General features: G+C 65.6%; 12 protein-coding genes and 1 tRNA gene. 1 reads left to right on the top strand and 12 read right to left on the bottom strand.

The window, feature by feature from the left end; all coding sequences use genetic code 11:
• Nucleotides 1–69: 69 nt before the first annotated feature.
• On the bottom strand, nucleotides 70–1,962 hold the full coding sequence (locus AC1DMG_RS14315) for an HAL/PAL/TAL family ammonia-lyase (protein WP_441611059.1): 1,893 nt from the start codon (nucleotides 1,960–1,962) through the stop codon (nucleotides 70–72).
• An 88-nt stretch (nucleotides 1,963–2,050) separates the two neighbouring features.
• Nucleotides 2,051–3,436, bottom strand: coding sequence for a histidine--tRNA ligase (gene hisS / locus AC1DMG_RS14310; protein WP_441611060.1), 1,386 nt, complete (start codon nucleotides 3,434–3,436; stop codon nucleotides 2,051–2,053).
• A 200-nt stretch (nucleotides 3,437–3,636) separates the two neighbouring features.
• Between hisS and AC1DMG_RS14305 the strand changes: the two genes are divergently transcribed.
• A tRNA-Pro gene (locus tag AC1DMG_RS14305) sits at nucleotides 3,637–3,713 on the top strand.
• A 90-nt stretch (nucleotides 3,714–3,803) separates the two neighbouring features.
• Here the strand turns inward: AC1DMG_RS14305 and AC1DMG_RS14300 are convergent.
• The 10 genes from AC1DMG_RS14300 to AC1DMG_RS14255 all read right to left on the bottom strand — a co-directional run bounded on the left by AC1DMG_RS14300 (nucleotide 3,804) and on the right by AC1DMG_RS14255 (nucleotide 13,473).
• Nucleotides 3,804–4,613, bottom strand: coding sequence for a ferritin-like domain-containing protein (locus AC1DMG_RS14300; RefSeq protein WP_441603404.1), 810 nt, complete (start codon nucleotides 4,611–4,613; stop codon nucleotides 3,804–3,806).
• Nucleotides 4,614–4,723: 110 nt separating this feature from the next.
• Nucleotides 4,724–6,199: an amidophosphoribosyltransferase gene (gene purF / locus AC1DMG_RS14295; RefSeq protein ID WP_477180671.1), complete on the bottom strand. Its 1,476-nt coding sequence runs from the start codon at nucleotides 6,197–6,199 to the stop codon at nucleotides 4,724–4,726.
• A 16-nt stretch (nucleotides 6,200–6,215) separates the two neighbouring features.
• Nucleotides 6,216–6,821 (bottom strand): CvpA family protein, encoded by a 606-nt coding sequence (locus AC1DMG_RS14290; protein WP_477180670.1) that lies wholly within the window; start codon nucleotides 6,819–6,821, stop codon nucleotides 6,216–6,218.
• Nucleotides 6,822–6,856: 35 nt separating this feature from the next.
• On the bottom strand, nucleotides 6,857–7,921 hold the full coding sequence (locus AC1DMG_RS14285) for an SPOR domain-containing protein (RefSeq protein WP_441611061.1): 1,065 nt from the start codon (nucleotides 7,919–7,921) through the stop codon (nucleotides 6,857–6,859).
• A 61-nt stretch (nucleotides 7,922–7,982) separates the two neighbouring features.
• Nucleotides 7,983–9,275, bottom strand: a complete 1,293-nt coding sequence (folC, locus tag AC1DMG_RS14280) for a bifunctional tetrahydrofolate synthase/dihydrofolate synthase (protein WP_441603407.1) — start codon at nucleotides 9,273–9,275, stop codon at nucleotides 7,983–7,985.
• Between the two features lie 11 nt (nucleotides 9,276–9,286).
• Nucleotides 9,287–9,883, bottom strand: a complete 597-nt coding sequence (locus AC1DMG_RS14275) for a GNAT family N-acetyltransferase (RefSeq protein ID WP_441603408.1) — start codon at nucleotides 9,881–9,883, stop codon at nucleotides 9,287–9,289.
• 3 nt (nucleotides 9,884–9,886) lie between these two features.
• A complete protein-coding gene (locus AC1DMG_RS14270; RefSeq protein ID WP_441603409.1) occupies nucleotides 9,887–10,291 on the bottom strand; it encodes a ketosteroid isomerase-related protein in 405 nt (134 codons plus the stop codon).
• Nucleotides 10,292–10,376: 85 nt separating this feature from the next.
• A complete protein-coding gene (locus AC1DMG_RS14265; RefSeq protein WP_441603410.1) occupies nucleotides 10,377–10,535 on the bottom strand; it encodes a hypothetical protein in 159 nt (52 codons plus the stop codon).
• A 98-nt stretch (nucleotides 10,536–10,633) separates the two neighbouring features.
• Entirely contained in the window at nucleotides 10,634–13,051 is a 2,418-nt protein-coding gene (locus AC1DMG_RS14260; RefSeq protein WP_441603411.1) for a heavy metal translocating P-type ATPase, read from the bottom strand.
• A complete protein-coding gene (locus AC1DMG_RS14255; protein ID WP_441603412.1) occupies nucleotides 13,048–13,473 on the bottom strand; it encodes a MerR family DNA-binding protein in 426 nt (141 codons plus the stop codon). Before AC1DMG_RS14255 ends, AC1DMG_RS14260 begins: the two co-directional genes overlap by 4 nt.
• Between the last annotated feature and the right edge of the window lie 35 nt (nucleotides 13,474–13,508).

Below are 13,508 nucleotides of genomic sequence, written 5' to 3'. Positions count from 1 at the left end.
GTGCGCGACTCAATCCGCCCAAACCCACCCAAAAAAAAAGGCCGCCTGAGCGACCCTTTCTTTAGACGCTTACTTGGCAAACACCCGCTGCCGCACCAACTCGCAAATCGTGCGGACATCGCCATCCATCGCCCGGTCGCGCGGCATGAAATCAATGCGTCGACGCAAGGCATCGTGAGCCTTGCGCACAGCTTCTCCCGCATGGAAATCACCGACATTGGTCAGCGCCGCGGTGAGTTGCTGCACCTCTTCCACGAACTGCGCGTAATGCGCATGATCTTCGCGCGGCGCGTTGGCCACCTTGCCGGCCAGGGCCTGCCAGTCGCCACGCGAAGCAAGACGGCGCGCGGCGTTGAGCATGGCCTGGCGGAAATCCAGCGCCTGGGCGGCGGTGTACAGCTCCATCGCCAGCACATAGCCGAGATCTTCCATCATCTCGAGCACGTGACGCGCTTCATTGGCGCCCATCGACACGTGATCTTCCGCATTCGCGCTGGTCGGTACGGAGTACACGCTGGCCGGATGCGCGCGCGTGGCCAGATCGTTCACCAGTGCGGCGGCGGTGTACTGCACGATCATGAAGCCGGAATCGGTGCCATCCTCGTTGCCGGTAAGAAACGCCGGCAGACCATCATTGGTGGCCGGGTCGACCAGCTTGTTGAGGCGACGCTCGGAGATCGAAGCGAGCACCGGGATGGCCGCCTTCACATAGCTCATGGCCAAGGCCAGCGGCATGCCGTGGAAGTGGCCGGCGGAGATCACCTGCTCCTCGATGAACTGGGCGTCCTCGGCATCGGGGAAGATCAGCGGATTGTCGGTGACGGAGTTCAGTTCCACGTCGATCACGCGGCAGGCCTGCGCCCAGGCGTCGCGCACGGCGCCATGCACCTGCGGCATGCAGCGCAGGCAATAGGCGTCCTGCGGCTGGTGCTTCTTGCCGCCCTTGAACGGCAGGAAGCGGGCGTAGAACGCTTCGCGACCATGACGCTGGTTGGCCGGCACCCAGTCCCAGCCGATATCGAAGGTGAGTACCTGATCGGCGGGATCGGCCCACGCCTCGGCCGACCACTGCTTGAAGCGTGGCACCAGGTGATAGGGAATATCGACCAGGGTGCTGCCCGTGAGCAGCTCGCGCACGTGGGCGGCCGCGTCCACCTGGCCCGGATGCGGACGCAGCGCGTGCACTTCCGGACGCAAGGCGCCGCTGCGGCCAGCGAATGCATCCAGCGTCATCGCGGCAGCAAGATCGGCGAGCTCCAGCAAGTGCTCGAGCTCATCGAGCGCGAGCGCTGCAGTCGCCAGCATCTGCGCCGTGCCGTTGTTCAGCGCCAGACCTTCTTTGAAAGACAGGCGGATCGGCGTGAGGCCGGCGCGCTTGAGCGCCTGTGCGCCATCCAGGCGCTCGCCCTGATAGAACGCTTCGCCACCGCCCAGCAACACGATGGCCAGATGCGACAGCGGCGCCAAGTCGCCACTGGCGCCCACCGAACCCTTCTCCGGCACCACCGGCACGACGCCGGCATTGAGCATCGCGGTGAGCGCCTTCAGCGTTTCAACGCGGATGCCCGAATGGCCGCGCATCAGCGTGTTGATGCGGATCACCAGCATGGCGCGCACCACTTCCGGCGCGAACGGCTTGCCGACGCACACTGCATGCGTGGTGATCAGGTTGTGCTGCAGTTCTTCCAGCAGCGTGCCTTCGGGTTTGTCGGGATTGCCACCGGGCAGCTCATCGCGCAGGCGATGCGCGCCCAGCAGCTTGTCGGCATTGCTGCCGAAACCGGTGGTGACGCCATAGGTCGGTTCGCCGCAGCTCACCTTGTCGGCGAGGAAATCGGCCGCGCGCTGCACGCGCTTGAGCTGAGCTTCATCCAGCTCCACGCGCAGCCCCTGTCGGGCTACCGCGACCAGCTGGTCGCGCGTGAGGCTGTTGCCGTCCAGGAGTATCGTCTTTGCGGTCATGCTTGGCTCCAGCCCGGACGGGCCTTGAAGTCTATGTCAGCCGCCGCGCCTGGCGGCTGCGGCGGCATCTGATGAAAGCGAACCGCGCTCAGGCGCCGATTTCGGCCTGCGCCAGTTCCACGCGCAAAGTCTTGATGAGATCGGCGCGGGCCACTTCAAACTGGTCTTCGCGACGCAGATCCTTGACCGTCACCACGCCCTTGGCCAGCTCGTCTTCGCCCAGCACGATCACAAAGCGGATGCCGGCGCGATCGGCGTACTTGAATTGCTTGCCGAGCTTGCCGCCATCGAGCACCACTTCGGTGGCGATGCCGGCGCCGCGCAGTTCGCTGGCCACCGCCAGATAAGCCGGCAGCTGCGCCGGATCCATCTGGGTCACCAGCACATCGACCGTGCTGCGCGCGGTGCCGATCAGCCCTGCATCACGCAGCTGCCAATACAGGCGGGTGAGACCGATGGAAATGCCCACGCCCGGCAGGTGCGACTTGGTGTACTGGCCGGCGAGGTTTTCGTAGCGGCCACCGGAGCAGACCGAACCGATCTGCGGATGATCGTTGAGCGTCGTCTCGTAGACGGTACCGGTGTAATAGTCCAGGCCGCGCGCGATCGACAGATTCAAGGCGTAATGCGATTCCGGCACGCCGAACGCATGGATCAGCAGCAGCACTTCCTTCAGCTCGGCGCGGCCCTGCTCCATCGTTTCAGGACCAGGGCCGAGTGCGTCGAGCTTGTCCAACGCGTCCTGCAGCGAGGTGGAACGCACCTGCACGAAGTCGAGGATCTTTTGCGCGGTCTCGGCACTCAGCCCGAACGGCTCGGCGATCAGCGTGTCGCGCACGTAATCGGCGCCGCGCTTGTCGAGCTTGTCCACTTCGCGCAGCACAAGGGTCTGCTGTTCGCCATCGACCACGCCCAGGCTTTCGAAAAAGCCGCGCATCAGCTTGCGGTTGTTGAGCTGGATGGTGAACGCGCCGACGTTCAGTTCGCGGAACACGCTGTAGATCACCGCGGGCAGCTCGGCGTCGTAACGCACCGACAGGCTGTCCTTGCCGATCACGTCGATGTCGCACTGGTAGAACTCGCGGAAGCGGCCACGCTGGGCACGCTCGCCGCGGTAGACGCGCTGCATCTGGTAGCGGCGGAACGGGAACGACAGATCGCGCTCGTGCTCGGCCACATAGCGCGCCAGCGGCACGGTGAGGTCGAAGCGCAGGGCCAGTTCGGGTACGCCCTCGCCCTTGTCGGCGTTGTTCAAGGCGCCGGTGGACTGCACGAAATACACCTGGCGCTCGGTCTCACCGCCCGTCTTGGTGAGCAGCACGTCGGAGAACTCCATCACCGGCGTTTCCACCGGCAGAAAACCGAAGCGCTCATAGTTGCGGCGGATCACGTCGAGCATGCGCTGGAACGCGATCTGGTCGAGCGGCAGCAGCTCGAGCACGCCGGGCATGGTGCGGGCCTGGGTAAGCGCCATGAAGTCCTCTGCTTAGCGGTGTGAAAAACGTCGGCAAACGCCGGTTGGCAACCTGTCCGACAGAGCCGCATAGATTAGCAGAAGGCCGCCCCAAGACCCTGCTCAATCGCCCTGCGACGCGCCGACCGACGTTTGTGACGAAAATTTTCCGTGCAACTGTTGCCAAGCCTCCGAGGTGTCATTAAGATACGCGGCTCCCACGGGGTGTAGCTCAGCCTGGTAGAGCGCTACGTTCGGGACGTAGAAGTCGCATGTTCGAATCATGTCACCCCGACCAAAATTCGATGAAAAAGCCGGCCCAGTGCCGGCTTTTTTATTGCCCGCCCGGCGTAGCGCGCTCAGCCGCTCGCATCCGCACCGGCCAAGCTCAGGATTGCAGCGCAAGCTCGGTGAGGCGATCGAGCTCTTCCTCATCGAAACCCGCTTCCAACCGCGCCGGCCGGTTGAACGGGCCGCGCAGGGTGGGACCCATATAGTCGCGCAGCAGGTCGAGGAAGGTCTCGCGCGGCTCCAGCCCGTCGCGTTCGCAGCAGTGGCGGAACCAGCGTGTGCCTGCCGCCACGTGGGCCACTTCCTCGCGCAGGATCACTTCGAGTATGGCTACGGTGCGATCGTCGCCCACCGAGCGCAGGCGCTCGATCATGCTCGGCGTCACGTCCAGACCACGTGCCTCCAGCACGCGCGGCACCAGCGCCATGCGCGCGGTGTCGTGGTGGGCGGTTTTTTCGGCCATTTCCCACAGGCCGTTGTGCGCGTCGAAGTCGCCATAGGCGTGGCCTAGCTCGGCCAGTCGGCCAGACAACAGCGTGAAGTGGCGTGCTTCGTCGTTCGCGCAGCTGGCCCAGTCGCGGTAGTAGGCCGACGGCTTGCCGCGAAAGCGGTAGACAGCATCCCAGGCGAGATTGATCGCGTTGAATTCGATATGCGCGACGGCGTGTACCAGCGCGGCGCGCCCCTCGTTGGAACCGAGGCCGCGGTGCGGCACTTGTCGTTGCGGTACCAGGCGGGGCAACTCGGGCCGGCCTGGCGCGCCGATCGGCTCGGGCGCGGGCGATGCGTCATCGGGGCGCAATTCGCCGGCGAGGAACGCTTCCCAGGTGGCGTGTGTTAGGCGCAGCTTTTCCGCGGGATCGGTGGCGTCGAGGCAGCGCTTGGCGGCAGCGTGGAGGTCGGTCATCGCTATGACTTTACTGTGGGAGCGCACCCTGTGCGCGACATGCGACACGTTGCGTCGAGGCAGTCGCGCACAGGGTGCGCTCCCACAGGGGTAGCAGAGGCAGACCGTACTTACGCGCTGCGGCGAGCCGCCTTGGCGTCGTCCGAGCGCAGCATTTCGATCTGCTGCAGATACTGCTTGTCCAGGCCGGTGACGTATTCGCCGGAGAAGCACGAGGTGTCGAAGTGCTTGAGGTTCTCGTTGCCGTCCTGCACGGCCCACACCAGGTCCTTCAGATYCTGGTAGATCAGCCAGTCGGCGCCGAGCACCTTCTCCACTTCCTTCTCCGAATGACCGGAAGCCACCAGCTCGGACGCGGCCGGCATGTCGATGCCGTACACGTTCGGGTAGCGCMCCGGCGGTGCGGCGGAGGCGAAGTACACGTTGCGCGCGCCGGCCTCGCGGGCCATCTGGATGATCTGGCGCGAAGTGGTGCCGCGCACGATGGAGTCGTCCACCAGCAGCACGTTCTTCTTGCGGAATTCCAGCTCGACCGGATTGAGCTTGCGGCGCACGGATTTCACGCGCTCGCCCTGCCCCGGCATGATGAAGGTGCGGCCGATATAGCGRTTCTTGAMGAAGCCCTCGCGGAACGGCACGCCCAGCGCTTCGGCCAGGGCGGAAGCCGCGGTGCGCGCGGTGTCGGGGATCGGGATCACTGCCTCGATGCCGTGGTCCGGGCGCTCGCGCAGGATTTTCTCCGCCAGCTTCTGGCCCATGCGAAGGCGCGCCTTGTACACCGACACGTTCTCGATCATCGAGTCCGGACGGGCGAGATACACGTATTCGAAGATGCACGGCGCGTGCGTGGCGCCTTCGGAGCAATGGCGCGCATGCAGCTGGCCATCGTCGGTGATGATGACGGCTTCGCCCGGGTCCAGGTCGCGCAGACGCTTGAAGCCCAGGATATCCAGCGCCACCGACTCGGACGCCACGGCGTATTCGCGGCCTTCCGGCGTCACGCGCTCGCCCAGCACCAACGGACGGATGCCGTTCGGATCACGGAACGCCAGCAGGCCGTAACCCAGCACCAGGGCGATGCACGCATAACCACCAGCTGCGCGCTGATGCACGCCGGCTACCGCCTTGAAGATGTGGTCGGGCGTGAGCGCCATCCGATCCTGGATCTGCAGCTCGTSMGCCAGCACGTTGAGCAGCACTTCGGWATCGGAGTSSGTGTTGATGTGGCGGCGGTCGTCTTCGAACATCTCGCGACGCAGCTGTTCGGTGTTGACCAGGTTGCCGTTGTGGGCGAACGCGATGCCGTAAGGCGAGTTCACATAGAACGGCTGCGCCTCGGCCGAGCCTTCGGAACCGGCCGTGGGATAGCGGCAATGACCGATGCCGATGCGGCCACGCAGGCCGCTCATCGAGGTCTGGTTGAACACGTCGCGCACCAGGCCGTTGCCCTTGTGCAGGCGCAGGCGCGCGCCATCCACCGTGGCGATGCCGGCGGCGTCCTGGCCACGGTGCTGCAACACGGTCAAACCGTCATAAAGTGACGCGGCGACCTCACTGGTGCCGACGATGCCGATGATTCCGCACATGGTTTGAAAGCCTGTATTAGAAAGTCGCTGCCGGAGCGGCCGTGGTTGCGGTCGCGGGATGGGTTTCATGTCCAGTCGCTGGCGAAGCGCCTGGCATGCCCGCTGGCAAGGCGGGTAAATGGTCTAGCAGGGGCTGCGGATTGAGGTAGTGACGGACGTTGTCCGGCACGCGCTCACCCAGCCACGCAGCCATTCCCYTGAACTGCGGCAATAACACCGAATCGTGCCACCAAGGATCGCGCGTGAACGCGGTAAACCCGAGCAGGAACACCGCCAGCGTCACCAGCAGCACGCCGCGCACGAAACCAAACACCATGCCAAGCAGGCGGTCGGTGCCGGACAACCCGGTACTTTCCACCAGCTTGCTCACCAGGAAGCGCAGCAGCGCACCCACGATCAGCACCACGATGAAACAAAGGCCGTAGCCCACCAGGATCCGCGCCGACGGCAGCTGGATACTGTGTTCGAAATACGCCGCCACGCTGGGCCCGTAGGTCCAGGCCACCCAGAACGCGACGATCCAGATGGCCAGCGCCAACACCTCGGAAATGAGGCCGCGCCACAGGCCAATCAAGACCGAGACGCCCAGTACGGCAAGAATGATGTAATCGGCCCAATTCACCGGGTCACCTTACCGTCGCTGGTTCAGGTTGAAGTTCACGGAGCGGTGACGACGTTGCCGTCCACGCCCAGCTTGCTTTTGATCTGGTCACGCACGCGCACGGCATCGGCGCGCTGGGTCTGCGGACCCGCACGCACGCGCCACAGCTGCTTGCCGTTGGCATTGACCGTATCCACGTAACCATCGAAGCCGTTGGCGCGCAGCTTGTCGCGCAGCGCATTGGCGTCGTTCTGGCTGCCCATGGCGGCCACCTGCACGGCCCAGCCGCCGGGATGCGATGCGGGCGCCGCTGCCGTATTGGCCGCAGGCGTTGCCGGCTTGGCTGCCGGTGCATCGTCCTGGGTGGGCGTGGAGGCGCTGCCTTCCAGGCGTGCCGGCGCTCCCGGGATGGTCTGGGTGATCTTCAGGCGTGCCGCTTCGGCGGCGGCGCGGGATTCGAACGGACCGGCCGTCACCATCGTCAGCTGCTTGCCGCCCTGATTGATGGAGCGACCCGAAGCCGGGTAACCCAAACCGCGCACGCGCTGGATCAGGCTCTGGGCGCTGGCGCTGGACGCATAGGCGCTGAGATTGAGCGAATACGCACCGTGCGCGGCAGTCGCCGGCGGCATGGCCGGTTCCTGCTGGGCAGGAATGGCGGCCGGCGTGGTGGCCTTGCCGGCCGTGGTGGTGGCCGAACCCGTCACGCCGGTCGCGGCCTTGCCCTGCACCGGGATCACCGGCTGGGAGGCGCTGGAGCCCGGGCGCGTCACGGTGGTGGGTTCAGGCTTCTGGCCGGCGGTGGGGTCGGTTTCCACGTCCTTGGGACGGTTGGAACCGATATTCACCGTCGCCAGCTGATCAGACGAGCCCACCGGGGTGGCCGTGGCCGCCGGTGCCGGCACGACCGGCTTGGGCGCCGCCGCTGCCGTGGAAGCGGGAGCCGCGCCCGGCGTCAGGCTCATGGTCTTGGTCTGCAGGTCGCGATCGGGTGCCGGCGGGATCGCCAGGCTCACCGATTCGTCGCCACTGGTGGTCGGCGGGTTGCTGGAGATGAACATCGGCACAAACAGCACAGCCAACGCGATGAGAACGGCAGCTCCCAGCAGACGTGTTTTCAAGACGGGCTCCAAGCGGGCGGGGAAGCGAGAACGGGGCGATTATAGCCGGGCCAGCTGCCGCTCATGCCGAATCGGCCCCACCCGATTCAGCAAGCACCGCCGCCGCGACGAAAAACGAGCCGAAAGCGAGCACGCATTCGCCGGGCCTGGCTGAAGATCGCGCCGCCTTCAGTGCAGTGCCGACGTCGGCATGGACCTCATAGCCAGCACCGGGCAGCACAGCCGTCAGCTGCTCGGCCAGCGCTTCGGCAGTCAGTCCGCGCGGCGAGTCCTGAGCCAGCCCGGCCAGATGCCAGTGCGCGATGCGCGTGCCCAGCGCGCCGATCACGCCGGCCACATCCTTGTCGGACAGAGCGCCATAGACGGCATGCACACGGATGCCGGGACGCGCATCCAGCCACTCGGCCAACGCACGTGCCGCCTGCGGGTTGTGGCCCACGTCCACCACCAGGGCGGGATCGCCTGCCAGCACCTGCAGTCGCGCCGCTACCTGGGCGGTCCGCACGCCGATCGCGGCGGCAAGCGCGAGATCCTTCGTCGCCAGCACCGCATCTTGTTGTTGCAAGCCGTACAGCGCGGCAATGGCTGCAGCCGCATTCGCGTATTGCACGGGTGCGGCCAGCGCGGGATCGGGCAGCGTCCACGTCGTGCCATCGCGATGACGCCACTGCCAGCCGGACGATAGTCGCTCCACGCTGAATTCCACGCCGGCTCGCTCGACGTTTGCGCCGATACGTTCCAGCGCCTGCAGCAGACCCGACGGCGGATCGGCTTCACCGACTACGGCCAGGCGCCCCGCCCGCGCAATGCCCGCCTTTTCCCCGCCGATGCTGTCGCGGTCCGGGCCCAGCCAATCCATGTGATCGAGATCGACCGTGGTGATCACGGCCACGTCGGCGTCGATGATGTTCACCGCATCAAGTCGGCCACCCAGACCGACTTCGAGCACCGCTAGGTCCAGGCCGGCGCGCGCAAACAGATCCAGTGCGGCCAGCGTGCCGAACTCGAAATAGGTCAGCAAGATTTCGCCGCGCGCCGCCTCGATGCGCTCGAAACTGGCGACCAGGGCTTCGTCGTGCGCTTCATGTCCGTCGATGCGGATGCGTTCGTTGTAGCGCAGCAGATGCGGCGAGGTGTAACAGCCCACGCGCTGGCCCGCGGCGCTCAGCATGGCCTCGAGCATCGCGACGGTGGAGCCCTTGCCGTTGGTGCCGCCCACCGTGATGACGCGGCGCGCCGGCGCAGGAGCGCCCATGCGTTCCCATACGGCGCGCACGCGATCGAGGCCCAGCTCGATGCTGCGCACATTTACGCGTTCCTGGTAGGACAGCCATTCGTCGAGAGTGCGGGTCATAGGTGCCGTATTCATGCGTCCAACGGACGCAGCCAGAAACGCAGAAGATGAGTAGTAGGCGTGAGCGCGTCGAGCTCGGTCCAGTCCAGCTCGCAGAACATATCGTCCTGCCGCTGGTAGCCGCGCTTGCGCCAGAACGCGTCGTTGGGTCGGTATCCGGGCGGCTGGCGTGCATCGTTGCCGGCGCGTTCCACGGCGCAGAACGCCGTCCATCGATAACCCGGCTGGGAGCGCGCGTGGTGTTCGCGCGCATCAAAGAAACGGTGGCCGATGCCTTGCCCGCGATACGCCGGCAACAACACCGATTCGCCGAAATAGTACACGTCGCCCAGCACCATCCCGCGCGCCACGAACGGCTGCTGGATGGCGGGCACTTCGTCGACCAGCGGAATGCCGGTGGAGCAGCCCACGACATCGTCGCCATCGAGTGCCAGCACGAACACGCTGCGTCGCGAGCGCGCGTACGCTTCCAGATAGCGCTGCTCGTACGCCATGTCGCCGTCGTACAGATACGGATAGTCGCGGAACACCGAGATGCGCAGGCGCGCCAATGCTTCCAGGTGCGGCCTTACCGCCTCGCCGACACTGGTGAGGATGCGCACGCCCATGGCTCAGCCAGATACCTGCGCGATCCAATCGGACAGGTTGTAATAGTTGCTGATGCGCGCAATGCGACCATCGCGTATCTCGAAAAAGGCCCCGCCCGGCAGCACATAACGCTGGCCGCGGGCCGGCGGCAGGCCTTCGTCGTCGGCGAGATATTGACCATGGACAATGTATTCCGCTGCGGCATGCGCGCCGTCAGCGCTCTCCATCAGCACGATATCGCGCAGCTCTTCGCGGTAGCTTCGATTCATGCGCGCGAGGAAGGCACGGAAGGTGTCGCGCCCGGTTTCGCGATGGCCCTGGTTGATGTCGTGCGCCACGTCCTCGGTGAGGCAGTCGAGCATGGCCTCCCAGTCGCCGCGATTGAACGCATCGTAATAACGGGCGATCAAGGCGATGCTGGCGGACATGGCGGTTTCCTGGGGCAAGGGGCGCACAGCTTAAAGCATGTATCGCCACCTATCATGCCCTGCCCTTGGTCATGCACGCCGCGACTCAGAAGTGGATGCCCGTCGCCTTCAGCGCCCAATACATGCCGAACGCGGTCCAGAACATTTTCTTGATCGCCTTGCCGGCAAGCCACGCGGCGAGCAAACCCACCAGCAAGGGCATGTACTTTTCCAGCGTGCTGCGCGAGTTGTTGATCACGTTCATGATGATGTCTCCCCGCACCCCATCGGTGCGGGAGAGATCATCCGTCCGCGCCCATTCTGGCGGCAGGGCGCGGCGTCAACCATCGCAGGTGACAACTATCACGCCTGCCGCAGCCTCAGCGCGTTGCCCACCACCGACACCGACGACAGGCTCATCGCCAGGGCGGCCACCATCGGCGACAGCACCACGCCCAGCCACGGATACAACAGGCCGGCCGCCAGCGGCACGCCCACGGCGTTGTAGACGAAGGCGAAGAACAGGTTCTGGCGGATATTGCGCACGGTGGCCCGCGACAGCGCGAGTGCCCGCACGATGGCGCTCAACTCGCCCTTCACCAGGGTCACCTGGGCGCTTTCCATGGCGATATCGGTGCCGCCGCCCATGGCGATGCCGACATCGGCAACGGCCAACGCCGGAGCGTCGTTGATACCGTCGCCGGCCATCGCCACTCGATGGCCTTGTTTCTGCAGACGCTGGATCACCTCTGCTTTTTCGGCAGGCGACATGTCCGCATGCACTTCGTCGAGATCAAGCGCACTGGCGACGGCGCCGGCCGTGGCCAGGTTGTCGCCGGTGAGCATGACGATGCGCAGTCCTTGCGCCCGCAGGTCGGCAAGCGCCTGCGGCGTGCTGTGCTTGATGCGATCGGCCACGGCGACGAGGCCTTCGAGTGCGCCATCGATGGTGAGAAACATCACCGTGGCCCCTTCGCCGCGCAAGGCATCGGCGCGCGCGCCCACCTCGTCGTCGAGCGGCACGCAGGCATTGGACAACAGACGATGGTTGCCCAGCGTCACCGCGTGTCCGTCCACTTCGCCTTCCACACCGGCACCCGTCACGCTGCGAAATTGCGAGGCCTGCGGCACGACGATGCCTTCCGCTTCCGCGCCGACGACGATGGCTCGCGCCAGCGGATGTTCGCTGAGCCGTTCCAGGGCCGCCGCCATGCCAAGCAATTGCGCACGCGGCACCTCACCCAGGCTCACGACCACCTTCAGCGCTGGCTTGCCTTCCGTCAGCGTGCCGGTCTTGTCGACCACCAGCGTGTCKATGGCGCGGAGCGATTCGATGGCTGCCGCATCGCGGAACAGCACGCCGTTCTGCGCGGCGCGACCGCTCGCCACCATGATGGAAATCGGTGTGGCCAGGCCGAGCGCGCAGGGGCACGCGATGATCAGCACGGAGACCGCCGCGATCAACGCATAGGCAAGCTTGGGCTCGGGCCCGAGCCAAGCCCACAACACGAAGGCCAGCAACGCCACCGCGACCACGGCAGGCACGAACCAGGCGGCCACGCGGTCGGCCACACGCTGCAGCGGCGCCTTGCTGCGTTGCGCCTGCGCCACCAGCGTCACGATCTGCGAGAGCACGGTAGCGGCGCCAACTTTTTCCGCGCGCATGAGCAGCGCGCCATCCTGGTTCACCGTGCCGCCCGTCACCGGCTCGCCCTTGCGCTTGGCGACCGGCAGCGGTTCACCGGTGAGCATGGACTCGTCCACATGGCTGCTGCCGTCGAGCACGACGCCGTCCACCGGCACTTTTTCGCCGGGGCGCACGCGCAAGTGATCGCCGGCGTGGACGGCTTCGATCGGCACATCATGTTCGGTGCCGTCGGCTTCGATGCGCCACGCCGTCTTCGGGGACAGCCCCAGCAAAGCCTTGAGTGCGGCGCCCGTGCGGCGTCGCGCGCGCAGCTCGAGGAAATCGCCGAGCGTGACCAGGGTGACGATCACCGCCGCCGATTCGAAATACACACCGACCCGTCCATGCATGTCGTGAAACCCCGCAGGGAACCATGACGGCATGAGAAACGCAGCAGCGCTGTAGAACCACGCCACGCCTGTACCGAGCGCGATGAGCGTGTACATGTTCGGCGACCACGGATTGAGCGAATGCCAGCCGCGCGCGAAGAACGGCGCACCGCCCCACAACACCACGATGGTAGCCAGCACGGCCTCCGCCCACGCGGACCATGCATGCCATGGCGCCGGCAACTGCCATCCGAACAGATGCGGCCCCATCGCCAGCAGGAACACCGGCAGCGTCAACGCGGCAAGCGTCCAGAAGCGGCGCGACATGTCACGCAATTCGTGGCCGTCGTCTTCGAGGCTGGGCATCATGGGTTCCAGGGCCATGCCGCACTTTGGGCAATGGCCTGGACCTATCTGCTGCACTTCCGGATGCATCGGGCAGGTGTAGATCGCGCCTGCGATGACCGGCGTCGGCTCAGAGACTGGATTCAAATAGCGCGTTGGCTCCGCGAGAAACTTCTCTTTGCAGCGCTGCGCACAGAAATAGTAGGTCGCGCCACCGTGTTCGGCGTGATGCTTGGCGTGGGCCGGATCCACTGTCATGCCGCATACGGGATCTTTCAAAGCAGGCGCGTGGTGGTGAGATGAGCCGTGATCATGCTGGTGGTGTGCGGGCTCTGCCGCGTCTGTGCCGCAACAAGTCGATATCACCGCCGGCTCGGCCGCTGCGTTGGCGCTGCAGCATGCATGCTTCTCCCCGCTCATGCCTCGTCTTCCTGATCGGTCAACGCCTTCAGGATCGGACATTGATCCGGCGAGCCGTGGCCCGGGCATGCCTCGATAAGTTGTTCCAGGCCATCGCGCACGCGGGTCAGTTCGGCGATGCGCTCGTCGATGGCGGCCAGCCGTTCCTCCGCGCGTTTCTTCACCGCTTTGACGCCCCGATGGCGATCCGCCGACAAGGCCAGCAAATCGCGGATCTCCTCGAGCGTGAAGCCCAGATCCTTCGCGCGGCGGATAAAGCGCAGCTGCCGCACCGCTCCTTCGTCATAACTGCGATAACCCGATGCCCGACGCAACGGCTCGGGCAACAGCCCCTCGCGCTCGTAGTAGCGAATGGTGTCGATGGCGACGCCGACGCGCCGGGCAACGGCGCCGATGGTCATGGAGGTGTGGGGAGTGTTCATGGCACCAAGTCTAGACCTTTGATCAAGGTCCAGAG

This window comes from Dyella sp. 01N36, assembly GCF_056399745.1.
This window is presented reverse-complemented; position numbering and strand designations above follow the sequence as displayed.